General features: G+C 61.3%; 20 protein-coding genes and 1 tRNA gene. 10 read left to right on the top strand and 11 right to left on the bottom strand.

The features are described 5' to 3' along the window. The first annotated feature begins 30 nt into the window (after nucleotides 1-30). The 5 genes from Cth01_RS13655 (at nucleotide 31) to Cth01_RS13635 (ending at nucleotide 8792) form a co-directional block, all read left to right on the top strand. A complete protein-coding gene (locus tag Cth01_RS13655) occupies nucleotides 31-360 on the top strand; it encodes a YnfA family protein (RefSeq protein WP_034354139.1) in 330 nt (109 codons plus the stop codon). Between the two features lie 252 nt (nucleotides 361-612). After that, complete coding sequence (gene smc, locus Cth01_RS13650; protein ID WP_034354136.1) at nucleotides 613-4140, top strand: chromosome segregation protein SMC; 3528 nt, start codon at nucleotides 613-615, stop codon at nucleotides 4138-4140. Between the two features lie 36 nt (nucleotides 4141-4176). Beyond that, a complete protein-coding gene (locus Cth01_RS13645; RefSeq protein ID WP_034354132.1) occupies nucleotides 4177-5526 on the top strand; it encodes a cell division protein FtsZ in 1350 nt (449 codons plus the stop codon). A gap of 63 nt (nucleotides 5527-5589) precedes the next feature. Further along, nucleotides 5590-7716, top strand: coding sequence for an NAD-dependent DNA ligase LigA (gene ligA / locus Cth01_RS13640; RefSeq protein WP_034406052.1), 2127 nt, complete (start codon nucleotides 5590-5592; stop codon nucleotides 7714-7716). 29 nt (nucleotides 7717-7745) lie between these two features. Beyond that, complete coding sequence (locus Cth01_RS13635) at nucleotides 7746-8792, top strand: patatin-like phospholipase family protein (protein ID WP_012838693.1); 1047 nt, start codon at nucleotides 7746-7748, stop codon at nucleotides 8790-8792. Between the two features lie 41 nt (nucleotides 8793-8833). On the opposite strand, the gene Cth01_RS13630 is transcribed toward Cth01_RS13635, so the two are convergent. The 3 genes from Cth01_RS13630 to Cth01_RS13620 all read right to left on the bottom strand — a co-directional run bounded on the left by Cth01_RS13630 (nucleotide 8834) and on the right by Cth01_RS13620 (nucleotide 11530). Next, a complete protein-coding gene (locus Cth01_RS13630; protein WP_034354121.1) occupies nucleotides 8834-9184 on the bottom strand; it encodes a DsrE family protein in 351 nt (116 codons plus the stop codon). Between the two features lie 76 nt (nucleotides 9185-9260). After that, entirely contained in the window at nucleotides 9261-10106 is an 846-nt protein-coding gene (gene dsbG / locus Cth01_RS13625; RefSeq protein ID WP_052703322.1) for a thiol:disulfide interchange protein DsbG, read from the bottom strand. Nucleotides 10107-10162: 56 nt separating this feature from the next. After that, entirely contained in the window at nucleotides 10163-11530 is a 1368-nt protein-coding gene (locus Cth01_RS13620; protein ID WP_045839463.1) for a prolipoprotein diacylglyceryl transferase family protein, read from the bottom strand. A gap of 237 nt (nucleotides 11531-11767) precedes the next feature. Between Cth01_RS13620 and Cth01_RS13615 the strand changes: the two genes are divergently transcribed. From Cth01_RS13615 to Cth01_RS13600, 4 genes are all read left to right on the top strand, one after another. After that, complete coding sequence (locus tag Cth01_RS13615) at nucleotides 11768-12442, top strand: response regulator (RefSeq protein ID WP_003062385.1); 675 nt, start codon at nucleotides 11768-11770, stop codon at nucleotides 12440-12442. Continuing rightward, nucleotides 12442-14268, top strand: coding sequence for an ATP-binding protein (locus tag Cth01_RS13610; protein WP_072248251.1), 1827 nt, complete (start codon nucleotides 12442-12444; stop codon nucleotides 14266-14268). The genes Cth01_RS13615 and Cth01_RS13610 overlap by 1 nt, the downstream gene beginning before the upstream one ends. Nucleotides 14269-14453: 185 nt before the next feature. Then, entirely contained in the window at nucleotides 14454-15173 is a 720-nt protein-coding gene (locus tag Cth01_RS13605) for a c-type cytochrome (protein WP_045839462.1), read from the top strand. A gap of 17 nt (nucleotides 15174-15190) precedes the next feature. Next, nucleotides 15191-16168 (top strand): c-type cytochrome, encoded by a 978-nt coding sequence (locus tag Cth01_RS13600; protein ID WP_012838687.1) that lies wholly within the window; start codon nucleotides 15191-15193, stop codon nucleotides 16166-16168. A gap of 287 nt (nucleotides 16169-16455) precedes the next feature. Here Cth01_RS13600 and cyoE read toward each other — a convergent pair whose 3' ends face one another. Continuing rightward, nucleotides 16456-17361 carry a heme o synthase gene (gene cyoE, locus Cth01_RS13595; protein ID WP_003062379.1) on the bottom strand — a complete coding sequence of 302 codons (906 nt, stop codon included), beginning with the start codon at nucleotides 17359-17361 and terminating at the stop codon, nucleotides 16456-16458. Nucleotides 17362-17385: 24 nt separating this feature from the next. Next, complete coding sequence (locus Cth01_RS13590; RefSeq protein WP_045839461.1) at nucleotides 17386-18564, bottom strand: COX15/CtaA family protein; 1179 nt, start codon at nucleotides 18562-18564, stop codon at nucleotides 17386-17388. Between the two features lie 508 nt (nucleotides 18565-19072). Between Cth01_RS13590 and Cth01_RS13585 the strand changes: the two genes are divergently transcribed. After that, a tRNA-Gly gene (locus Cth01_RS13585) sits at nucleotides 19073-19146 on the top strand. Between the two features lie 30 nt (nucleotides 19147-19176). Here the strand turns inward: Cth01_RS13585 and Cth01_RS24295 are convergent. The 6 genes from Cth01_RS24295 to speG all read right to left on the bottom strand — a co-directional run bounded on the left by Cth01_RS24295 (nucleotide 19177) and on the right by speG (nucleotide 24576). Beyond that, nucleotides 19177-19488 (bottom strand): site-specific integrase, encoded by a 312-nt coding sequence (locus tag Cth01_RS24295; protein WP_233425170.1) that lies wholly within the window; start codon nucleotides 19486-19488, stop codon nucleotides 19177-19179. After that, nucleotides 19457-19816: a tyrosine-type recombinase/integrase gene (locus Cth01_RS24290; protein ID WP_232096793.1), complete on the bottom strand. Its 360-nt coding sequence runs from the start codon at nucleotides 19814-19816 to the stop codon at nucleotides 19457-19459. The genes Cth01_RS24295 and Cth01_RS24290 overlap by 32 nt, the downstream gene beginning before the upstream one ends. Nucleotides 19817-20027: 211 nt before the next feature. After that, nucleotides 20028-21386: a Fic family protein gene (locus Cth01_RS13575; protein WP_052703320.1), complete on the bottom strand. Its 1359-nt coding sequence runs from the start codon at nucleotides 21384-21386 to the stop codon at nucleotides 20028-20030. Between the two features lie 363 nt (nucleotides 21387-21749). Further along, nucleotides 21750-23018: a type II toxin-antitoxin system HipA family toxin gene (locus Cth01_RS13570; RefSeq protein WP_045839458.1), complete on the bottom strand. Its 1269-nt coding sequence runs from the start codon at nucleotides 23016-23018 to the stop codon at nucleotides 21750-21752. Then, the gene (locus Cth01_RS13565; RefSeq protein WP_045839457.1) at nucleotides 23015-23542 is read right to left on the bottom strand and encodes a helix-turn-helix transcriptional regulator; all 528 of its coding nucleotides are present in this window, start codon (nucleotides 23540-23542) and stop codon (nucleotides 23015-23017) included. The genes Cth01_RS13570 and Cth01_RS13565 overlap by 4 nt, the downstream gene beginning before the upstream one ends. A gap of 518 nt (nucleotides 23543-24060) precedes the next feature. Beyond that, the gene (speG, locus tag Cth01_RS13560; protein ID WP_034354104.1) at nucleotides 24061-24576 is read right to left on the bottom strand and encodes a spermidine N1-acetyltransferase; all 516 of its coding nucleotides are present in this window, start codon (nucleotides 24574-24576) and stop codon (nucleotides 24061-24063) included. Nucleotides 24577-24669: the final 93 nt, after the last annotated feature.

The following is a 24669-nucleotide window of genomic DNA, read 5'->3' as shown; positions in this document are numbered from 1 at the left end:
TGCCCGCATTTCGCTGTGTGAGAGATTGAATTGCCTGAGATCAAGACCCTGTTGCTATTTGTTTTGACCGCAGTGGCGGAGATTGTGGGCTGCTACCTGCCCTGGCTCTGGCTCAAGCAGGGCGGCAGCGCCTGGCTGCTGCTGCCCGCTGCGGTCAGCCTGGCCTTGTTTGTCTGGCTGCTGACTTTGCATCCCTCGGCATCGGGTCGTATCTACGCGGCCTACGGCGGCATCTACATCAGCGTGGCGCTTCTGTGGCTGTGGCTGGTGGATGGCATCAAACCCAGCGCCTGGGATATGGCAGGGGTGGCCGTCTGTCTGCTGGGTGCGGGTCTGATTGCTTTTCAGCCGCGCACCTGAGGCGTCCGCTGCTCTCTTACTCGATCAAAATCTGCCCCAATCCCTTGCCGATCCTGCGCAGGCAGCTATGGTTTGCGTGTATGCAGCAATCTTGGCTGACGAGGGGGCAGGCCGCGTTATGATTCCCGTCTGTTGACGGTTGCGAGCAAGAACAGGGCTTTTTCAAGTTTTGCGTTTGTGCAACCGCTTTTGCCGTTTTTCTTTCCCAATCACAAGCCTTTGCTGGCCAGCCTCTAGACCGACACCGACACCGTGCGCCTGAACTCCATCAAGCTCTCCGGCTTCAAATCCTTTGCCGAGCCCACCAATTTCATTCTGCCGGGGCAGATGGTCGGTGTGGTGGGGCCCAACGGTTGCGGCAAGTCCAACATCATGGATGCGGTGCGCTGGGTGCTTGGGGAGAGCAAGGCCAGCGAGCTGCGTGGCGAGTCCATGCAGGACGTGATCTTCAACGGCACCACGCATCGCAAGCCGTCCAGCCGTGCCAGTGTGGAGCTGACCTTCGACAACAGCGACCACCGTGCGGGCGGTCAGTGGGGGCAGTTCGGCGAAATCGCCGTCAAGCGCGTGCTCACGCGCGAGGGCAACAGCAGCTACTTCATCAACAACCAGCCCGTGCGTCGTCGCGACGTTCAGGACGTGTTTCTGGGTACGGGTCTGGGGCCGCGTGCCTACGCCATCATCGGTCAGGGCACGATCAGCCGCATCATCGAGTCGCGCCCCGAAGAGCTGCGCCTGTTCCTCGAAGAAGCGGCCGGGGTTTCCAAGTACAAGGAGCGTCGTCGTGAGACGGAAAACCGCCTCTCGGCCACGACCGAGAATCTCACCCGTGTGGAAGACATTCTGCGCGAGCTCAATGCCAATCTGGACAAGCTGGAAAAGCAGGCCGAAGTTGCGGCCAAGTACAACGGCCTGAACGCCCAGGTCACGCTCAAGCAGCACCAACTGTGGTTCATGAAGCGGGCCGATGCCGAGGCCGAGCAGGACCGCGTGCGTGTCGAAGGCCTCAAGGTCGTCAACGAGCTCGAAGAGCGCATGGCCGATATCCGCAACAACGAGAGCGGACTCGAGACCCTGCGCCAGTCGCACTACGACGCCAGCGATCAGGTCAATCAGGCTCAGAGCAAGCTCTACGAAGCCACGGCCGAGGTCGGCAAGCTGGAGGCCGAAATCCGCTATGTGGTCGAAGGCCGCCAGCGCGTGCAACTGCGTCTGCAGCAACTGGCCGAGCAACTGCTGCTGTGGAGCAGCCGCAGCGAAGAGGCCCAGGGCGAGATCGAGAACATCGAGGGTGCGGGCATGGATGCCGAAGAGCAGGCCGAGATGCTGGCTGCCCAGCTCGAGGAGCAAAGCACCCGCCTGCCCGATCTGGAAGATTCTCTGCATAAGGCGCAGAAAGCCGATGCAGACCAGCGCAACTCGGTGGTGCAGGTGCAGCAGCAGATTCAGGTGCTGGCCGCCGAGCAGCGCAGTCTCGATGAGCAGCGTCGCCAGTTTGAAACCCGTTACGAACGTTTGCGGGCCGACCGCAATGCACTGGAAACGCCGGACGAAGCGCGCCTGAACAATTTGCAGGCGCAACTGGCCGAGGCGCAGGAGCTGGCCGAGATGGCCGATGCCGTCCTCAATGAGTTGCAGGATAGCGTGCCGCAACTCGATGAGGATAGGCGCGCACGTCAGCAGGCCGTGAATGCCGAAAACAGTCGTCACGCCGATCTGTCGGCGCGGCTCGATGCGCTCAAGGCCTTGCAGGAAAAGGTCAAGACCGATGGCAAGCTTCAGCCCTGGCTGGCCAAGCATGGGTTGGACGGCATGCAAGGCCTGTGGAGCCGCATAGCCATCGAGTCGGGCTGGGAAAATGCGCTGGAAGCCGCACTGCGCGAACGTCTGGGTGCGCTGGAAGTCGGTCGCCTCGACATGGTGCGCGGTTTTCTGGGCTCGGGGGGGCTGGACGCTCCGCCGGCCCGGCTGGCCTTCTTCAGCCAGGCTCAGGCCGCGGGTGCACCTGCGGCTGCGCGCTTTGCGCGTCTCAGCGATCTGCTCAAGATCAATGACGCCGGCCTGCGCACCGTGCTGGTGGACTGGCTGACGGGCTGCTATACCGCGCCCACGCTCGACGAGGCCCTGGCCAAGCGTGCCGATCTGCAGGCTGGCGAGACCATTTATGTGCCCACCGGCCATGCGGTGACCGCGCACAGCGTGACCTTTTATGCGCAGGACTCCGAACAATCGGGGCTGCTGGCGCGGGCGCAGGAAATCGAGCACCTGGAAAAGGAGGTCCGCGCCCAGGCGCTGATCGCCGATGAATCGCGTTCGGCCTTGGTACGCGCCGAAAGCGCTTACGCCGATGCCTCGCAGCGTCTTGTGTCCGCACGCCGCGAAGCGAGCGAGTCGCAAAGCCGTGCCCATGAGCTGCAGGTCGAGACCTTGCGCCTGTCTCAACTGGCCGAGCAGGCGCGCGCACGCAATGCGCAAATTTCGGCGGATCTGTCCGAAGTCGAAACCCAGCTCTCCGATATCGAAGAGCGCAAGGTCGCCGCCGAGGCCCGCTTTGAAGAGCTGGACATGCAACTGGCCGACAGCCAGGAGCGCCATGCCCAGCTGGGAGATCGCGTGCTGGAGGCCGAGCGCCGCCTGAACGAATCCCGCGAGCAGTTGCGCAGCCTGGAGCGTCAGGCCCAGGAGGCGACCTTCTCGCAGCGCACGCTGCACGCGCGTCGCGCCGAGCTGTCGCGCACCATCGAAACCGCCAGCCAGCAGGCCAAGTCCCTGGCCGAGGAGCAGCAACGCGCTCAGGACGAACTGGCAAGACTGTCTGATGCCGCAGCGCAGGGCGGCTTACAGGATGCGCTGGATCTGAAGATGCAGCGCGAAAAAGACGTCGCCGAGCGCCGCAGCGAATATGAGGATCTGACCAACAAGCTGCGTGCCAGCGACGAGCGCCGCCAGAGCCTGGAAAAGGCACTGGACCCGCTGCGTCAGCGCATCACAGAATTCCAGCTCAAGGAGCAGGCTGCGCGCCTGGGTCTGGAGCAGTACAGCAATCTGCTGACCGAAGCCGAGGCCGATCTGGCTGCTGTGGCTCAGTCGATTGCCGAAGGCAATGTGCGCATGCACGGCCTGCAGGGTGAGATCGACCGCCTGCACCGCGAAATCCAGGCTCTGGGGGCCGTGAATCTGGCCGCGCTGGATGAGTTGACCCTGGCGCGTGAGCGCAAGACCTTCCTTGATGCGCAGATGGATGATCTGACCAAGGCCATGAACACCTTGGAAGAAGCCATTCGCAAGATCGATGCCGAGACGCGGGATTTGCTGACCGGTACCTTCGACATCGTCAATCGCCATTTTGGCCGCATGTTTCCCGAGCTGTTCGGTGGCGGTCAGGCCAAGCTGGTGATCACCGGCGACGAGATTCTCGATGCCGGGGTACAGGTGATTGCCCAGCCGCCCGGCAAGAAGAACCAGACCATTCACCTGCTCTCGGGCGGCGAGAAGGCGCTGACCGCGATTGCGCTGGTGTTTGCCATCTTCCAGCTCAACCCGGCGCCATTCTGTCTGCTTGACGAGGTGGATGCGCCGCTGGACGACGCCAATACCGAACGTTATGCCAAGCTGGTTTACAGCATGAGCAAGGGAACCCAGTTCCTGTTCATCAGTCACAACAAGATCGCCATGGAGATGGCCGAGCAGCTGATTGGTGTGACCATGCAGGAGCAGGGCGTTTCACGAATTGTTGCGGTGGACATGGAGTCCGCCCTCTCCATGGCTGAGCTATCCTGAGCCCGGTCATCCCCTATTGAAGAACCGTTTTCTCACATGAGTAACTTGCAAATCAGTCTGGCCGTCCTGGGTGTGGTGCTGTTGGCGCTGATCGTTGCCTACAACTCCTGGACTGCGCGTCGCAATGCGCCCAAGCGGGCCGAGCCTGAGGAAGAAAGCACAGATCCTCAGCGCCTTGAGCCCGGAATGAACACCGTCGGTCATGGTGCGGACCTGACCAAATATCAGCATGAGCCCGTGCTGGGGGATTTCGGCAAGGCCATTCCCGGTACCGAGCCCCTGCAGATGCCCGAATCCGCAGGTCGCTTTGCCGAAGCCGATGCCGAACTGGCCCGCCTGGTGGCGCGCGAAGCCCATGAGGAAGCGCAGCGTCAGGAAGCCCTGGCGGCCGCCCAGCACAAGGCCGAGACGACCGAGGCTGCGCATGCTGTGGAGGAGGTGAACGCTCAGGGCACGGATGCAGCCATTGCAGCAGTGACCGAGCAGGCCGCGCAGGCTGTGGAGCCCGTGTTGACGGATGCTCCTCTGGCCGCTTCGATTCCTCCCGCGCCGTCAGTGGAGCGACGCGGCCATCTGGATGCGCTGATCGATGCGATTGCTCCGATCACCGTGGCCCAGATTGTTCCTGGTGAAGTGGCCTTGCAGGCCCAGCCCAGTACCCGCCGTGCCGGCAACAAGCCCTTTGCCATTGAAGGCATGAACCAGGACAGCAAGCAGTGGGAGCCGTTGCAGACCGGCCAGCGCTATCTGGGCTTTCAGGCCGGTGTTCAGCTGGCCAACCGTACCGGTGCCCTCAACGAGATCGAGTTTTCGGAGTTCGTCACCAAGGTGCAGCGCTTCGCCGATGCGCTGGGCGCCATGGCCGACGTGCCCAATATGCTCAACGAGGTCTCGCGTGCACGCGAGCTCGATCAGTTCGCCAGCGAGCACGATGCGCAGCTGAGCTTTATGCTGCGTGCGCGTCAGGCGTCCTGGAGTGCTGGTTATGTCCAGCAAAATGCCCAGCGCCTGGGCTTTGTCATCACGCCCATGCCGGGCCGCATGGTGCTTGCCTCCCCCATCCAGGGCCTGCCTCCGGTGCTGGTGCTGAACTACGACCCCCAGGCCGCCATGGGCGATGATCTGGATCAGTCCGTCGTGCGCGAATTCCTGCTCAGCCTGGATGTGGCCCAGGTGCCGCGTGGACAGCAGCCGTTTGCGCGCCTGCGTCAGGTGGCGGAGCAACTGTGCCAGACCATGGATGGCGTGCTCTGCGACCAGAACGGCTATCTGCTGCCGGTTTCGGCACTGGACCCGATTCAGCATGACCTGGAGCTGCTCTACGACAAGCTCGACAGCGCAGAGCTGTCGGCCGGCTCACTTCTTGCCAGAAGGCTTTTCAGCTAAAACAAACAGGCCAACAATGTTGGCCTTTTTTATCCCGGACCTTGAATATCCAGCGGGCAGAGCATGACCGAGAATTTAGACCTTTTTTCCGCTGAACCCCAGGGCCAGAAAGCGCCAGCAGTTGTCAAAAATGGGGTTCCTGAAAGCGTGATGGCCAAGGCCGCCGCGTTGCGCTCCCAGCTCAACCAGTGGGCACATGAATACTATGTGCTCGATACGCCAACGGTTCCCGACGGGGAATATGACCGCGTCTATCAGCAACTCGAAGCACTGGAGGGGGCTTACCCCGCACTCGTTACGCCGGACTCTCCCACGCAGCGCGTGATCGGTGCGGTGCTGGACGGTTTGACTCCGGTTCGCCATGCCGTGCCCATGCTGAGCATCCAGACAGAGACCGATAACGAGGCCACGGGTGCCATTGCCTTCGACCAGCGTGTGCGCAAGGAGCTGGGGCTGGATGAGTCCGCTGCAGCCATCGAATATGTGGCCGAGCCCAAGTTCGACGGCCTGGCCATGAATCTGCGTTATGAAAACGGTCGCCTGGTGCAGGCCACCACGCGCGGCGATGGCGAGGTGGGGGAAGACGTCACGCACAATATCCGTACCATTCGCCAGATTCCACTGACCCTGTCCGCAGGCCGCGATGTACCCCCCGTGGTGGAGGTGCGAGGCGAGGTGCATATGGCCAAGGCCGATCTGGACAAGCTCAACGCGCGCCAGCAGGCCGCAGGTGCCAAGACCTTTGCCAATCCGCGCAATGCGGCGGCCGGATCGGTCCGTCAGCTCGACTCGAATATCGCGGCCCAGCGTCCGCTGTCGTTCTTCGCCTATGGTCTGGGCGAGATCACGCCGCCGCAGCAGGGCGGGCCGGAGTTCGGCACGCACTACGCCATGCTGCAGACTTTGAAATCCTGGGGCTTCCCGGTTGCACCGCAAGTCAGTATTGCGCTGGGTGCTTCTGAACTGGTAGCGTTTCACGAGCGCATCGGTGCCGAGCGCGCCAATCTGCCCTATGAAATCGACGGCGTGGTCTACAAGGTCAACAGCCTGGCCCTGCAGCGTCAGCTGGGCTTCAAGTCGCGAGAGCCGCGCTGGGCCGTGGCGCACAAATATCCGGCGCAGGAGATGCCTACGCTCATGGAAGCCATTGATGTGCAGGTGGGGCGCACGGGCAAGCTGACGCCCGTGGCCCGCCTGGCTCCTGTGCAGGTGGGCGGTGTGGTGGTGACCAATGCCACGCTGTCCAATCTGTTCGACATCCGCAAGAAGGGTGTGCGCGTGGGCGATCAGGTCATAGTGCGCCGTGCGGGCGACGTGATCCCCGAGGTGGTGGGACGGGTGCCGGGCGAGCGGCCGGCTTATGTGCCCAACTTCCGCATGCCCAAGACCTGTCCCATCTGCGGCAGCGAGGTGGTGCGTGAAAAAGGCGAGGCTAACCACCGCTGCACGGGCGGCCTGTTCTGTGGCGCACAGCGCAAGGAAGCAATCTTGCACTTTGCCCACCGCCGTGCCATGGACATCGAAGGTCTGGGCGACAAGCTGGTCGATCAGCTCGTGGATGCCCAGGTGGTGCGCGTGCTGCCTGACCTTTACAGGCTGGGCCTGAGCTCGCTGGCGGCGCTGGATCGCATGGCCGAGAAATCCGCCCAGAACGTGCTGGCAGCCCTGGAAAAATCCAAGAGCACCACGCTGCAGCGCTTTCTGTTTGGCTTGGGCATTCGCAATGTGGGCGAATCCACGGCCAGGGATCTGGCCAAGCATTTCGGCAAGCTCGACGCCATCATGGACGCCAGCGTGGAGGAGTTGCTGCAAGTCAAGGATGTCGGGCCGGTGGTGGCCGACAGCATTCACACCTTTTTTGCCCAGCCCCATAACCGCGAGGTGGTGGAACAGTTGCGCGCCTGCGGCGTGCATTGGGAGGAAGGCGAGCCAGCCGAGAAGGCGCCTCAGATTCTGGCCGGCCTGACCGTGGTGCTGACCGGCACCTTGCCCACGCTGGGCCGCGACGCCGCCAAGGATATGCTGGAGGCGGCGGGTGCCAAGGTCTCGGGTTCGGTCAGCAAAAAGACCAGCTATGTGGTGGCTGGGGCCGAGGCGGGCAGCAAGCTGGCCAAGGCCGAGGAACTGGGCGTGCCCGTGCTGGACGAAGCTGGCATGCTGGCACTGCTAAGGGGCGAGCAGCCCGGTTGAGTCGACTGTAGAAGCAGCAAGGGGGCTACATGAACAAATTGCGACGCAAACCCGTTGTGGGCCTGGCCCTGGGCAGCGGCTCCGCAAGAGGCTGGGCGCATTTTGGCGTGCTGCGCGCGCTGCGCGAGGCCGGTGTCAGCCCCGACATCATCTGCGGCACTTCCATTGGCTCATTGGTCGGTGCAACCTATGCCGCCGGCGAAATGGATGCCTTCGAGAGCTGGGTGCTGGGCCTGGGTAAGCGCAAGGTCTTCGGCTTCATGGACTTCAATCTGGGCGGCGGATTGCTCAAGGGCGAGAAGATCATCGAGTTCTGGCGCGAGAATTTCGTCCAGGAAACCGTGGAGCAACTGGGCACGCCATTCGGCTGCGTGGCCACCGATCTGCAGACAGGTGCCGAGGTCTGGCTGCGCAAGGGCTCGATTGCCGAAGCCGTGCGCGCATCCATCGCCTTGCCCGGCCTGTTCACTCCGGTGATGCGAGAGGGGCGGCTGCTGGTCGATGGCGGTCTGGTAAACCCGGTGCCGGTGTCGCTGGCGCGCGCCATGGGTGCGGACATCGTCATCGCCGTCGATTTGAATGCCGACATTATGCGCAGGCATATGAAGCCCGTTGACATGAGCGAGAGCGAAATCAACCTGCATTCCCGCGAGCTCAGGGTCTCGCAGCTGCATCTGGATGAGGAAGAGCCTCCGGTGCCGCTGGGCCAGATTCCTGAAGCGCTGGCGGCGAATGGCTCACCGCTCGGTTGGGCGGGCGCATGGATGCGCAGCATGACGAGCGTGAAGACATTGTCCTCATCCGTCATGCGCAGGGGCCGCAAGGGGGAGGGCGATGCCGAGGACGGGGATTCTGTGCCTGTGCCCTCGCTGGTCAATGTGGTCATGGCCAGTGTCAACATCATGCAGATGCGCATCACCCGCAGCCGCATGGCGGGTGACCCGGCCGAGGTGCTGATTGCTCCGCGCCTCTCGCATGTCGGGCTGATGGACTTCTACCGGGGGCGCGAGTCCATCGATGAAGGCTATGCCGCAACCCAGCTGGCGTTGCCTGCGCTCAAGGACTGGGGTCTTTAGCCCGGAGTGCGCACGGCTCTGCAGTGCCGAGCACAGCCTGCTCAGCTGCGGATATAGGTCCAGCCATCCTGCTGCATGCGGGCGATGGCTTCGACGGCGCCCATGGGCAGCACCTGAATATTGTCCGGTGCGCTGATGCCGGCGTTCCTGAGCGTGTTGGGGCACAGCAGCACATGTGCCAGAGCAGGACCCATGTCGTCCGGCTGGTCCAGCACGGCTTGCACGGCCTGGGCATTGACGACAATCCAGACTTCCAACTCGGGGTTGGCGGCTTTCAGGTTCTTGAAGTTGCCGCGTGCGCGGACCAGTGCTTGCGTGCTGGGTGCGTGCAGCACGATGCGGGTGCTGGGGCGCAGGGCGGGCAGCAGGGTGTTCCAGTCAGGTCGGCTCATGGTGTTGGGGCAGATTTGCTAGCGCGATGATAGCCGCTTGCAAATTCTGTGCAGGGGCTATGCGGTGACTGGAATCCTAATGTGCGGGCGACTTGGCGGGAGCTTTGTCCATCAACTCGTCCAGCAGCCCGGGCGGCATGCCGGTGCGGATCTGCACCAGCCCCTGGGCATTCTTCCAGATCGTCGCGGGTGTGGCACGCAGGCCTGCGTTGTTCATCAGCGCGGCGTTGTTGGCTAGTGCATCGCGGGCCGAAAGGGGGATGCGCTGCAGCGGTGCAATACCTAGGACATCGGGATTCTTGCCATGAGCGTCGGCATAGGCCATGGCATGGCTGGCAAGAGCCTGCTCGGGTGCCTTGGAGGCCAGAATGGCGGCGGCCTTGCCTTCGCTGCTGGGGCGCAGCATGCCCACCAGAATATGGCGCAACTGCAACTGGCCAGCTTGCACCAGTGGCCTGGCATCGCGCCAGAGCTGGTTGCAATAAGGGCAGTTGGGATCGGTGAACACATAGGCGATGCGGGCGGCATCGGGCTTGCCGTCGCCAATCCAGTGTGTACGCTCCAGATCGGTCCAGAACTCCTGGCCCATGGGCTTTTGCACGGCGTTGTGCAAGGCTTTGGCGTTGACGTCCTTGCCCTGGGCATCGATGACGGTGCCAATCACCCAGTGCTTGCCGTCAGGCATGCGGTAGATGGGGATGGGCTGCTGGTCGCGGTAGGCGGCCCAGGCCTTGAGGCCGCCGGCGCTTTGCATGGGGCCCACGATCTGCAGGCCTTGCTCGGCGAGAAACTGCGCTGAGGGCAGGTCGCTGCTTGCCGCACCGCTTGCTGCAGCGCCACTGGCGGCAATCACGTCGCGGGTATAGGCCACGGCGACTACGGTGGCTGCGGCTGCAGCGAAGATGGGGAGGATCAGCGCCATCAATTGGCGTGACAGGGGCTGTAAACGTGGCACGATAAACCTTTGTCCATCTTGAGTCATGGGGCCTGTGTTGGAGGCGCAATGATGCGCAACTGCTCGCTCAGGCTTGCGCGGGAGAGCTCCCCCGTACGCGTGGACCGCAGGCGTCCGTTCGCGTCATAGAAATAGGTGGATGGCAGGGCGCGCTGCTGCCAGCGCTGACCGGCGAGCTGCTCAGGGTCCAGGAGCACCTGGGCTGGGGGTAGAGGCATGGACTGCAAATAGCGCAGCACTGCAGCGGCGTCTTCACCCTGGTTGATCCAGATGAAACGCACACCTGGATGGTCTTTTTGCGCTTGGGCCAGTACCGGCATCTCGCGCTTGCAGGGCGGGCACCAACTGGCCCAGAGGTTGATGACCAGCGGTTGACCGCCGTAGCTGCGCAGATCCGTGGGCTGAGCGGCAGCGCTGACCAGCGTCAGAGAGGGGAGTGAAGACTCTGAAGGCTCAACCCAATTTCGCAATGTGTAAGCTGCCATCAGGATGAACGCACCCACACCCAGGGACTGCAGCACGCCACGTTTCAGGAGTGCATGGCTGCGGCAGCTCCAGGCTGCCCAGAGAATCGCCACCAGCAGTCCGGCCCAAAGGTTCCAGCCACCGTCGCGAATATCCAGAATCTGCAGCACGCTGGCGGGAGATGCGCTCACGGGCCCCCAGTACTCGGGCCACCATTGCACGACGTAGGCCGTGCGCGCCGCCACCAGTCCGGCAAGCGTGGCGTGAAGCAGCACAGTCTCTACAGGCTGATTGCTTTGCCGCTGCCTGAGCCGTGCCCACCACTGGCTGGCAAACAATGCCAGAAATGCGGCAAGAGCCATGGTGGGCAGAGCGAGAGGGCCTATCCGCACACTGGCGGGCAAGGCCAGTGCCTGCAACAAGCCGGGTTGAGCTGCTTCGGTATTGCCTTCGCCAAGGGCAGGAGTCGGGGCATCCGCATTCCCGTCCATGCCTGCTTGAGCGGCGCTGATGCTCTGCTGCTGTACCGGGTAGCAGATGCCTATCTCGGCACAGCCCTGCCATTGCAGCTCCAGCGGCCATTGCGCCGGCCGTTCAGGCAGCGTGGCCTGAATGCGCAACTCCCGGTGAAAGACCTGCACACGGCCAAAGAAGGCATCGCTCAGGGTCCGACCTTCAGGAATCTGCAGCGGTATTGGCTGACCCTGAGCATCGAGCAGGCGCAACTGGTCGCGGTAGAGATAGTGACCAGGAGCAATGTTCCAGCGCAGCTCCAGCAGGCGGCGGCCGTCAGCCTCTGTTTGGATGGCGCTTTGCTCGGTGTGGACGAGCTCGAAAGCCTGTTCGGCAGTCAGGACTTCGGGTTGCGCAGCGGGCTTGTCGGCACTCAGGCCGGGCAGGGTCAGCGGCTGTGCCCAGGCAGTCATTCCCATCAGCAGGACTGAAAGCAGAGCTAGGGCTGCGGCAGAGCGAAGAGACATGAATGGTGGTGGCTGAGTGTCTTGGATGAGGCAGCCCGCATCTTGGGCGCAAGGGATTAAGCAGGGGTTAACGCTGCGAAAAGACAAATCTGCGATGCTCGACCGCTTCGGATAAACAAGGCGCGTAACGGGTACTCACATCTCCGGATGTGATGGTGAGGGTGGCGGTTGCGCAGTGAAAAAATGCATGTGCTGTTAGTGGAAGATAACGCTTTGGTCGCCAGCGGGGTGAAGGCGGGCCTGCAGCTACAGGGCTTTGGCGTGGACGTGGTGGGTTGCGCCAGCCAGGCTGATGCGGCACTCAAATCCTCCCACTTCGATGTATGTGTGCTGGATCTGGGTCTGCCCGATGAGGACGGTCTGCATCTGCTGGCGCGGTGGCGCCGTCAGGGGCTGGAGCTGCCGGTGCTGGTGCTGACCGCACGTGATGCAGTGGACCAGCGCATCGAAGGCTTGCAGACCGGAGCTGACGACTATCTGGTCAAGCCCTTCGATCTGCACGAGCTGGCGGCACGGCTGCATGCGCTGCTGCGACGGGCGGCGGGGCGTACCGTGGACTGGATTGTGCTGGGCGATGTCAAAGTGGATCTGGCCGCTGGCCAGGCCATACGGGAGGGCAGCATCGTGGACCTGTCGCGTCGTGAATGGGCGTTGCTGCGCGCGCTGCTGCAGTCGCCCGGGCGAGTGCTGAGCCTGGAGCAACTGCGCGACAGCCTCTATGGCTACAGCCTTGATGTGGAAAGCAACGCGGTCAATGTGCATGTGCACCATCTGCGTCGCAAGCTGGGCTCGGACATGGTGGAGACCGTGCGTGGTGTGGGCTTCAGATTAGGGCGCGTGCAGGGAGGCAGTTGCTGATGCGCAGCCTGCGGGTCCGTTTGCTGGTCTGGCTGTGCCTGGCGCTGTGCACTCTATGGGGCGGTGTGGCCGCCTGGATGTTTGCCGACATGAGGCATGAGCTGCGTTCCGTGCTCGACGACCGGCTGATTGCATCGGCCCGCATGGTGGCGGGCATTGTTCACCAGTTCAAGCCGCACAACACCAGTCCCGAGGACTGGGGTCCCATGCTCAATGTGGTGGCACGTGATGGTGTGGCTTGCGAGGTCAGCATGATTCGCAGCGAAGTGCATACCGCACCTACGCATGATGTTATGGATCCGGATGCAGATGCTGTGTCGGACGAGGCGAGCGGCAAGGCGGCTCGCCCGGCACTGATTCCTGCATCTCCGCTGGATGCACCGCGCGCCAAAACTGCAAAGACCGGCCGCGCCGAGGACTCCGCAGATACGGCTTCCGAGCAGGCGGCCGAGCCTACCGATTCTCAGGTGCTGGCTCGCACTGCGGGTGCGCCCAGCTTCCAGGGGCCGCTGCCGCTGGGCTTCTCGAGCATCACCAAAGGCGGCAAGCCCTGGCGTACCTATGTGCTTGAGGAGCATGGCGTGCGCATTGCCACGGCCGACCGCATCGATGTGCGCGAGGGGCTGATACATGGTTTCGCCTACACCATCATCCTGCCCTTTGTGCTGGCGCTGCTGGCCAGCATGGTGTTGATGTGGTGGGGGGTGACACGCGGCCTGCGCCCCCTTGAGTCGCTGCGCCAGGAGTTGAGCGAGCGCCCGCCCGGAGATGATTCGCCCGTGGCGCAAGGCAGGCAGGTCAAGGAGCTGGCGCCACTGGTGCAGACCATCAATCACCTGCTGCAGCGCGTGCACAAAGCCATTGAGCGCGAACGTCGCTGGAGCGACGATGCCGCCCATGAGCTGCGCACTCCGCTGACTGCCGTCAAAACCCATGTACAGGTGGCGCAGATGGCGGTGGCCAATGCGGGGTCTCAGATGGTCGCTTTGAGGGATCAGCCCGGCGCTGGCAAAGAGGATGCTGCGCCCAGGCCGATTTCAGAGACCGCACAGTGGCAGATGACCCGGCAGGCGCTGGAGCAGGCGGGGGAGGGCGTGGAGCATTTGCAGCACACGCTGGAGCAATTGCTGCTCTTGGCCAGGCTGGATTGCCAGCCGGTGAGCGAAGGTGCAGGAGGCTCTCGCGCCATGGCCTGCGGTAGCGAGCCCGCCTGTGCGTGGGAGGCTCTGGAAAAAGCCTGGGGATTGGCCGCCACGGCCATTCCTTCAGGCTCGCTGCGCTTGCGCTGGTTGCCTCAGCAAGCCCTGAATGACGCCAGGCTGCAGGACTTGCGTGTGGCCGTGCCTCAGCCCCTGCTGGTGTCGGCATTGCGCAATCTGATGGAAAACGCCTTGCGCTATGGGCAGCAGGCAAGTGGCGAGCCGGACGACTCTGCGGTGCTGCTCGGCCTGCGCCACATTCCGCAGCTGGCGCAGGTCGGCGGCGACAAGCCACAGACGATGCCTGTCAATCCTGCCGGTTATGTGGAGTTCACGGTGATTGACCATGGGCCCGGGCTGAGCAGCGAGGACTGTGCCGTGGCGACCCAGCGCTTCTGGCGCAAGCAGCATCAGGCCCATGGCAGCGGTCTGGGGCTGGCGATAGTGCAGCGCATTGCACAGTGCAGCGACGGTGAGCTGGAGCTGCTGCCCTTGGCCCAGTGGCAGCAGCATAAGGGCTATGCATTCGAGCAGGTGCACAACGGCCTGGCGCCAGAAGCGGCGACAGGGCTGGTGGTGCGTTTATGCCTGCCGGTGAAGTCCTGTGCTGCGCCGCCTGATTACTGATTAGTCAGATTGGGGGGCCAATTGTTTGCAGCATTAATTGGCTCTTAATCTTCTATAAGTATCTTCGGGCAATGTGCTTGCTGTCATTGGGCTGCTTTGGCTCGTGACATTCCAGGTCAGACGTCGGCGTTCAGCACACGCCTGATGTGCGGCAGATCTGAGCCGCTTAAACCTCCATTCCCAAGATGAATCGCTTGAACACAAAGACTCTGCCCCGGTCGTGGGTGGCTGTCGGCATTTCCATGCTGATGGCGACCAGCGCCTGGGCGCAAGAACCTGCTGCCGCCAAGGCTGCATTGAACGGCAATGTCGCTGCCGGTGCAAAGATAGCTCAGTCCGGCTCGGCCGGCGGTGCGGCTGCCTGTGTCACCTGCCATGGTGCCAAGGGCGAGGGCCAGCCTGGCTTCCCTGCACTGGCGGGCCAGCACGCCGGTTACCTGGAGCGTCAGCTGAACCAGCTGGCGGCTGGAGCCCGTCAGTCCGCTGTCATGGCTCCCATGGCCAAGGCCTTGAGCGAGCAGGAACGCGCCGATGTGGCCGTCTATTACGCCAGCCTGCAACTGCCTATCAAGAGCGTGCGTGGTGCCTTGCCCGGCAAGAGCGACGATAGCGGTGCCTGGTTGGTCGAGCGTGGTCGCTGGGCTGACGGCATTCCTGCCTGTGCGCAGTGCCATGGCCCCGGTGGCGTGGGCGTGGGCAAGGACTTTCCGGCCATCGGCCATCTATCTGCCGACTATATGCAAAGTCAGATCGATGCCTGGAACAAGGGGCAGCGCGAGGCCGGCCCACTGGGTCTGATGGGGGCTGTGGCCAAGAAGCTCACGGCTGATGACGTCAAGGCCGTTGCTGCGTACTACCAGCGCCTGCACAACCCCGCTGCTGCCGCAGCAACCGCCAAGCCTTAAGAGTTCGGGAGTTGACAATGTCGGACAAACAACAAACTGCTTCCAAAAGCTCCAATCTCGCTGAATACGCGGTGGTGGCCTGCCTGTTCGCCGGTCTGGGCGGCGCGCTCTGGTATGGCATGAGCATCAGCAGCCCCAAGAAGGCTGAAGAACCAGCCAAGGTGGCTGCGCCTGCTGCAGACGCCAAGGCCGTGACCGTGGCAGCCAAGCCCGGCGAATTCACACCTCCCGGCGTCAGCGACTATCCGGAAGGCCCCATGGGCGAGTGGGTACGCCGTGGCGAAGCGATCTTCACACGCACGCCGGTCAATGCCGTGGGCTTCTCGGGCAACCCGCTGAGCTGCACCAATTGCCACCTTGACGCGGGTCGCTTGAAGGGCGCAGCCCCCATGTGGGGGGCCTACCCCATGTACCCGGCCTATCGCAAGAAGACCGACCATGTGGACACCTTTGCCGAGCGCGTGCGCGGCTGCTTCATGTACTCCATGAACGGCAAGGCACCGGACGACGGTCATGACGTTCTGGTGGCACTGGAGTCCTATGCCTACTGGATGGCACAGAAGGCCCCCACGGGCGAGAAGCTGCCCGGTGCAGGTTTCAAGAAGGCGGGCAAGCCCGAAGAGACTCCCACCTATGAAGCCGGTGCCAAGGTTTATGAAGCCAAGTGCGCGCTATGCCACGCAGCAGACGGCAAGGGCCAGTTTGTCGGCGATGTGGCCGTGTTCCCGCCGCTGTGGGGCAAGGACTCCTATAACTGGGGTGCCGGCATGCATGACATCGACAAGGCGGCCAACTTCATCAAGAACAACATGCCCTACGGCAATGCAACGCTGAGCGATCAGGAAGCCTGGGATGTGGCGACCTTCATCAACAGCCAGGAGCGTGGCCAGGATCCGCGCTTCAACGGCAATCTGCAGGCCACGGCCGAAAAGCACCATGGCCAATACTCCATGTACGGCAAGGAGGTGAACGGCAAGCTGCTCAAGGGTCTGTAAATGGACGCTTGATTAGGTCTGCCGGATGCAGGCTCAAGGCCAGCCCTGTAGTCGGGGCTGGCCTTTTTTGGTGATCGGGGTGATCAGAGTGGGTGTCCGGCCAGGCCGCCGTTGAGCCGTCGGCGGTACGTTGCGCCCTGGGCACGGAGCCCGGGGTTTGGCAGGGCTGCACAAGATCCATTGAATCCGCACTCAAACCTAGACTCGGAACGCACGGGAAGATCACTTTCCGACAGACGTAGAAAAGCCCGGCGAGCCGGGCTTTTGCAATGGCAGGGCTTGAAAGATCAGGCCATGAACAGGTAGTGATCCACGAGCAGGGCGAGAAACAGCAGGCTCAGGTGAAGCAGTGAAAAACGGAATGTGCGGCGCGACAGCTCGTCCGAGTAATTGCGGTACAGGGCCACGGCATAGGCGATGAAGCCTGCACCCAGAACGACAGCCGCGAACAGATACAGCCAGCTGCTCATGCCGTACATGAAGGGCAGCAGACCGGCCGCAAACAGCACAACGGTGTAGAGCAGAATCTGCAGGCGTGTGTATTCGCTGCCATGGGTCACGGGCAGCATGGGCAGGCCGGATTGGCGGTAGTCCTCCACGCGGTACAGGGCCAGGGCCCAGAAGTGGGGCGGAGTCCAGAGGAAGATGATGAGGAACAGAATCAGCGCCTCGGGGCCGACATTGCCTGTCATGGCGGCCCAGCCGAGCACGGGTGGCATGGCGCCTGAAGCTCCGCCGATCACGATGTTCTGTGGCGTGGCGGGCTTGAGAACCACGGTGTAGATCACCGCATAGCCGACAAAGGTGGCCAGTGTCAGCCACATCGTCAGCGCATTGGTCCAGACCAGCAAGATCGTGGCGCCAATCATGCAGAGAATGGCCGAGAAGGCCAGTGCCTGCTGACTGGAGAGTTCGCCGCGCGCCGTGGGGCGCCATGATGTGCGCTTCATCTTGGCATCGATATGACGTTCCACCAGGCAGTTGAAGGCCGCAGCGGCAGCCGCCACCAGCCAGATGCCGACGCAGGCGACGCCCATATGGATCCACTGATTGGCTGTGGGCCAGCCGGGTACGGCCAGCACCATGCCGATCAGGGCGCAGAACACGATGAGCTGCACCACGCGCGGCTTGGTCAGCGCGTAGAACTGGCTGATTCGCGAGGTGTTGTTCAACAAGGCTTCACTTTGACTCATGCAATCACTCTTTTGCGCTATGCCTCAGACAGGGCGGTGCGCCATTTCAGGGTCGGGGGCGGTGACGGCATGGCTACGCGTCACGGCCAGGCTCCAGACCACAATCGTTACCAGGGCCGCGGCTCCACCGGTGTGGAGCACGGCCGCCACCAGGGGCCAGTCCAACACCACGTTGGACAGACCTGTCAGAACTTGCAGCACCGCAAAAAATCCCAGCAGCCGGCGCTGCTTGGCCAGTGCAGGGGCATGACGCAATGCCCACCACAGGCTGGCCAGTGCCAGAACCACCACATAGGCTGCCAGCCTGTGGGTGTAGTGGATCGCGGTCAGCGCTTCGAAGCTGATGTGGCTGCCGTCCTTGAGCATGCCCAGAGGGCGCCAGATCTGCAGCGCTTCGGCGAAATTCATGGCCGGCCACCAACTGCCCTGGCAGCCAGGGAAGCTCGTGCAGGCCAGCACGGCGTAATTGGTGCTGACCCAGCCGCCCAGGCTGACCTGGACGATGAGCAGCGCCAGACACAGCCATAGCGCGATGCGCAAGCGTCCGGCAATCGGGGCCGCAGAGCGACCGGCCTGCTGCTGGCTCAGTCCCGATGCAGGAATGGCCAGCAAGGCCAGCAAGCCGGTACCGCCCAGCAGATGCAGCGTGACGATGGCCGGAAACAGTTTCATGGTGACCGTCAAGGCGCCGAAAGCGCCCTGTATACAGACCCATACCAGAGCCAGAGTTGGCCACCAGGGGTTGGCCGCGCCGCTGAAAGACGCATGCTGGCCCTTGCGCCTGGCGGCCCGTACCTGCTTCCAGCTCATGACCGTCATGGCAATGATGAGCACGCCGACCGTGGTCGCCAGATAGCGGTGAATCATTTCCACCCAGGCCTTGCCATGGGTGACCGGGCCGGTCGGCATGGCAGCTTGCGCCTCGGAGATCTGGGCATGTGCTGCGATAGGGCTGGCCGTGCCATAGCAGCCAGGCCAATCAGGGCAACCCAGGCCCGAGTCCGTCAGCCGTGTGAAGGCGCCGAACAAGACCAGATCGAAGGTCAGGAACAGCGTCAGCACGCAAAGGGCCTGCAGACGTTTGCCGGGGCCGGTGCCGCGACTGCGCCACCAGACCCAGCACAAGGGCCCCAGGGCCAGCACCAGACCGAAAGCCATCAGCTCCAGCGCAGGAGCCAGGTCATAAAGCTGCTGCTCCGTCATGCCGCAACTCCGCGAGCCGGCTTCCATCGTCCAGCCGCCTGTGCTTCAGACAAGGCACGGCGGTCAGCGGGCAGGAAAAAATCGCAGAAGCAAAGCGGCATGATTCGGCAGGGGCGGTCAGTACTTGGCCAGTATTTACAGAAATTATTGAAGATCTTGGTCAAGCGTAAATCGCGAGGAACCTGTTTGCCCGTAGCGAGACTTGCGTGCTCCAGGACCAGGACTTTGCTCGACGCTTGGAGCAGCAGTTGAATGCAGGCTCTTTGATCCCGCACAATTTTACCCATGTGATTTGAGGCTAGGCAGTCGTGACCGGAGTGTCCCTAACAACGAGGAAGAAAGGCTGGTCCTCAAAACCCTGCTTTCGGGGAAACTCCGAGGCAAAAAATTGCCTAAATGCTCCGATTTTGAACGGAGGCTACACAGCCTTGATGTACGATAGCCCAAGCTCGCAGCCTGGAACTGTGAGCGTGTCGAAGACAGCTGCAGTCGTGGCTTCGTCGCAGACGCGGGTGTCGTTCAATGGTAGGACTCTTGCTTCCCAAGCAAATAACGTGGGTTCGATTCCCATCACCCGCTCCAGTTTTATTCTTCTAAAACAAAGACTTATGGCTATCTTTGTTTTTGCAGGGGAGTTCCTGGGGAGTTTTGTCCGATGAAGGACTCCAGCTTCGCCTGCTCTATATTCCCCTGACCGTTGTCCAGCCACTTGGAATAGACGTTCAACAACATCTCTACCGAATGCCCGATCTGCTTGGCTGCGTAGGCCGGCGTGGCACCTGCCATGAGCAGCATCGTCGCATAGGTGTGGCGCATATGGTTGGGCAGCCGGTAACGAATGCCCAGGGCCTTGAGCACCGGCACCCAGAAAGGGTTGTGAAACCGCTTCTCGTCAGCCCAGGGCTCTCCATGCGTCGGTTCCACAAAGACCGTCTGTGAGTCCTTGGGTGTGGTTTGGCGCATGACGTCCCCGGCCACGTTGCCGAGTTGCGCCCTCGGGGGTCTGCTCCTTTTGTCTTTCCAATGCATCCAGGGCCCGGCTGTTCAAGCTGACGAGGCGGGCCTTGTTCGTCTTGGCCTGCTTGCGCAGGCCGCCTTGTGGGATCAGCACCTGCATTTTGTTGCAGTCGATGCTTTGCCAGCGCAGGGTCACCATCTCGCTGGTGCGCAGACCTGAGAAGAATCGAAACGCGATCAAGTTGGCGACCGTCGGCGCAAAGTTGGTGCGCGCGTGGTCAATGATTTTCTCCACTTCCTCACAGTCGAACGGGTCGGGCGGTTCTCGCTCAGCAGTTTGTCGAGCACGGCCAGGTCCATCGCGGACCTGAGGGCCGATACATAGTTGTTGATGGCCTGCTCGCCCGCCAGTCGCCCCAGTTCGTCGCGGTCTGAGGTATCGGTCGTCAAGACTCCTTGGTGAAAAAAAAAGCCCGCGTGTGCGGGCTGTTCCATTGATTGCATCCTTAATCTGGGCTTTCTTCGTTTAACGCTTCTTGAGCAATCTGTTCGGCTTCGTTCAGTAGCTCCTCTGTGCAGCCTTTGGCTATGAACATTTTTCGCCTGCTGATTGACAGAGCGCCATCGTTTTGCACGAGTAGTCTTGTGATCAGGTTCATGAGGTTGTTGTTCATGTCAATGGCTTTATTGAGCCGTGAATACACACGATCAAATCGGCCGAGGAAATGAACTTCTTCATGCAGGTCACGCTGGAGTGCCTCTTTGGCCATCTCCAGGCCAAACTGCACGCACTGTGTGGCGTCCCAGAAATGGTAGATCTCGGGTGAGCCGTCAAAGGCGCAGTCGTACTCCAGGTCTGAGACTTTGGCCACTGTCCATAGGTCGCGCGCGGGGGCAGAGAAGGACTTGAGGGCCCTCAGGTAGTGGCCTTCATGGCGTGCCATCGCTGTAGAGATGGGAAGTACCAGACCGTTGGGTAAATTGGCATTGCGGCAGGCAATTTTGTGGAACAAGAAACGCGATAGGCGACCGTTTCCGTCCATGAAGGGGTGGGCGAATACAAATCCAAAGCTGACCAGCGATCCCAGAACCAGTGGATGGATGCTGTTGTCTTTTTGGTTGGCCAGTGTGAGCAGGCCTTTCATTACGGGGAGGAGGTGCTCAGGTGCTGGCGGTACGTAGGTGATGCTGCTGTCACGTCGCAGCCAGTTTTGCTGTTTGCGGTACTCCACTGCCTGATCCATGGCCGATTGCACGGTGAGATTTTGAAGCTCGACCAGATATTCTTCAGTGAGAAGGATCTCTTCATGAGCGCGAGCAAGAAGCTTGGCAAATGCTTCTGTGCGGTTGCCTGTAGGCGCTTCGCGCTCAATCGCGTATGAACCTTCGGTCTCGCTGAGATACGCCCAGCGCACCGCGCGCTCGACCATGTCGGGGTCCATGGATTGGATGAACTCGCGGGCCTGACCAAGGATATCTTCGGCCAGCAGAGCCTTGATTTCAGGGGTGAGTCTGACGGTGGGGCTGTACTGTATGGAACCTATGCCGTTGAAGTCCACGCGCCATCGGGTGTATTTGCTCGATGGGCCGGTGAGAAATAGATTGGGGTCAAATAGCGGCTTGGTCGCACCTTTGGCTGGTGGTGCATTCAAAGTTTGCTGGTTGGCTATTTCCCAGAGGAAGCAGGCTTGCTGGAGATAGCTGCTGCTGGTGGCCTGTGAAAATTGCTCCACCAGTGGTACTGGGTCGATTTTGAGGGCTAGTATCGCGGCTTGCAGATCCAGCTCTTCATGCTTGAGGGCGAAGAGCAGATGCTCCAATGCACTGGCATCGGAGGCAGGAGCGGCGTGTTCAGGTACTTGCACGCAGTCAGACAGTCGCACAAATTTCTGGACAGGGTAGACTTTGGCAGGTTGTGACGGCTCGAATGCCCCTGTGCTCAGGCGCTCACGTAGATGTGCATAACCACTTTACGGTGATGTGCCATCTGTTCCTTGAGGAAAAAAGTTATTTGGCAAATGCTAAACAAAATTTTTCCGACTTCACTGAAGAAAAAATTACTTTCTTTGTCTTTTTGAAGATTTTTCTTATCTCTGATGCCTCTGCTTAGCTGCGAAGCAATTGTTCGCGGTCTGAGGTGTCGGTCATCAAGATTCCTTGGGAATCAAGAAAGCCCGCAAGGTCTGGAACCTTGCGGGCTTTTTGTTGAGGTGAGAGGTGCTTAGCTTTTACAGAAAGGCCTGTCTCTGCGATCTGAGCGCATCGCGGTCGATGCTGGCGGCGAGCAGCTCCATGTCGGACTTGCTGACCCCCAGCGCAGTAAAGTGCGTGGCCCAGCGATCGACGGCAGCGGCCATCTGCCGTATCAGTTCGATGGCGCGGGGCATTTTGATGCCGTACTCGTTGATCTGGGTGAGTGCGTTTTCCAGGCTGGATTCGGAGCCTGCGGTACCCACCACGAGTGCCTGATAGCCAAGGTTTTGCAGGCTGGGCACCACGTCATAGGCGGGCGTGAGGTCGTAGTAGCCGTCTGCCAGATTGAGGCTGATGCTGTGGTTGCGCTCATGGTCGTCGGTGTTGTCCATGAGGATGTTGAAGACCATGCGCTTGAACAGTTCCTCGCGCATGGCGGCCTGCCGGTCCGGGTGGCCCAGGCGCAGCAGGATGGTGGCCAGATTGCTGTAGCTTTGCTCCAGCCCCGCAGCGCGCAGGGCGGTGTGGGCGGACTGGCAGTGCACGCGGTAGGGGCCCAGGCGGTCGAAGCGCTCGATGGTGAGAGCGTGCCGAGCCTTGCCGTAGCGTGGCGGCAGTGGCAGCACGGCGGTGTCGGCCACATACATGCCGGCCTGTGCGGCCAGCGTCATGGTGGCGTGCTCGATGAGCGGGGTGTCCACGGGGTCGTCGAGCTCGCTGAACTTGATGACGCAGGGGCCGTTATCCGTCTGCAGCAATGCCTTGGGCCGCGCGCCGCCGAGGGTGACGCCGGGCTGGATAAGGCGCTGTATCTCTGCGGTGATCGGGGCCTGGGTCTGCACGTCTTCTACCGCGGCGGCGAGTTGGGCCAGATCCTTCAACTGCGGATAGGGCCCGAGGTAGCGCGGAATGTACTGCTCTGCCGAGGTCGACACGCCCAGCGCGCCAAAGCGGTCGTCGCCCGCGAAGAGCAGCATTTCCAGAATGGACAGGCGGGCAGGCCGGTCGATGTGGCGAATGATGCGCTCGCCCCAGCGGTCGGGGCGGGCGTCGTCGATTGCGCCGGGGGCCGTGTTCCTCTCGCCCGTGCTGAAGATCTGCCCCTGGACGATGGGCATGTCCTCGCTGAGCGCAAAGTTCCACCAGTCCTGCGTGTAGGTAAAAGTGGCGCAGTCTGCCACCAGCTGCGAGAGGCTGAGCTCGCCCACCAGCGTGGGCGCCGCAGGGTTGACCATAGCCCACACATAGAGCTGGTCTTGCGGCACGTAGGTGCGTGGCGAGACGGCGTTGATGGGCAGGCTCATAGCTTTTGAGGCGTTGATTTGTTCATGAGAGCGGCTAGTCCTGCTGCTGCAGCTGTCTTTTTGTCGCCCTGAGCTTGCATCTCTTGCTCTAAAGCGTACCTGGCCATCCGTTCAACCAGTCCAGCCAAGCCTTTCGTTTCTGAAGTCGATGGCTGAGGCGATGCAGCTTTCGTTGCCGCCGTTGACGGCTTGTTCTTTTTGGGAGCGCTGCTCTTGCGCTTGCTGTCAATCTTCGCGACCTCCTTCTCCAGCGCCGCATGGTCGTTCTGCGGCGCGATCAGGTCGGCCAGGCCGCCGGCCTGATTGACCAGCCACATGCACATCACATACGAGGCCATGGCGACGGACGGGTCGCCGCGCTCTATGCGCGCCATGGTGGGCTGCGATATGCCCAGCTTCTTGGCCCACTGCGCCTGCGACTCGCCGCGCCGTTTACGGGCGATGACGATGTTCTGCGCAAGCTGCTCGATCTGCTGGAGTACGGCTTGCGGGTAGTCTGCGGGCGATGTGTTCTGGCGTGGCATGCATAGATATTAGTGTTTTGGTCAAAACATGTAAATCTATGAATTATTTTTGTCTCTAAAGCATTGCTTGCATGCGACAGCAGGCGACTTCATTGTTGTCTGTATGCTTATTCAATACATAGATGTATTTAAATATCGATTTTTGATTCATCTATAAATAATTTTGTGCTTTCTATATATGAATTTGTGAGCACGTTGCGCTTGATCTGACTGCGTTTTAAATTAGTTTGATGTCGATAGCTTTGCTGGGCTGGCGGTGGCTGCTTTGCTTTTCATAGCGCGTGGCAGGCGGCTGCGCTGGCGACCGCGGTGCTGCAATTCGAGCAGCTCGGTGTCTATCGGATGTATCGGCGGGAGACCCCCAAGCCCAGGCGGCCCGGTGCGGCAAAGCCATGGTCAAGCCATTGCCAGCGACGTTGGCATGTGCCGCAAGACACCAGTACTGCTGATGCAATGAACTGCCGGCGCAATGAACTACCGGCGCAATGAACTACTGAGCCCAGAGGCTCCTCAATGATTCATTCCTTGTTGAGGTAACTTTTCTGCAGCAAATACATGCGCAACACGCTTCGATATTGGCCGTTGGCAAAGAATTCATCGACCAGTTCACCTTCCGGCTGAAAGCCAAGCTTCGTATAGACATGGATAGCCTTGGCATTCTCCTTGTCCACATGCAAAAAGATCTTGTGCAGATTGAGAACCTTGAAGCCATAGTCAAGCGCCAGGCGAGTAGCACGAGTGGCAATCCCCTTGCCCTGCTGATCAGGCGCAACAATGATCTGGAACTCCGCTCGGCGGTGTACCAGGTCGATTTCCACCAACTCAACCAGCCCCCCTCGGGCCCCTTCATGCTCGACTACAAAGCGACGTTCAGTTTGGTCGTGAACATGTGAGTCGTAGAGGCTGGTCAGTTCATCAAAGGTCGCATAAGGCTCTTCAAACCAGTACCGCATGATGCTGGCGTTGTTATCCAGGTGGTGCACAAAGCGCAAATCGTCGCGCTCCAATGGTCTTAGCTGAATGGATGTCGTCATGGATTCTTTCGTTCAATGGTTGGAGAGGCCGCTTGAAGCGACCATGTTGCCAATGATCAATCAATTTTTTGTTTGAGAAAAGTTCAGATCAAT

Source organism: Comamonas thiooxydans, assembly GCF_000964545.1.
GTDB classification, from domain to species: Bacteria; Pseudomonadota; Gammaproteobacteria; order Burkholderiales; family Burkholderiaceae_C; genus Comamonas; species Comamonas thiooxydans.
Note: the sequence above shows the minus strand (reverse complement) of the source record. Positions and strands in the feature narration are given on the sequence as shown.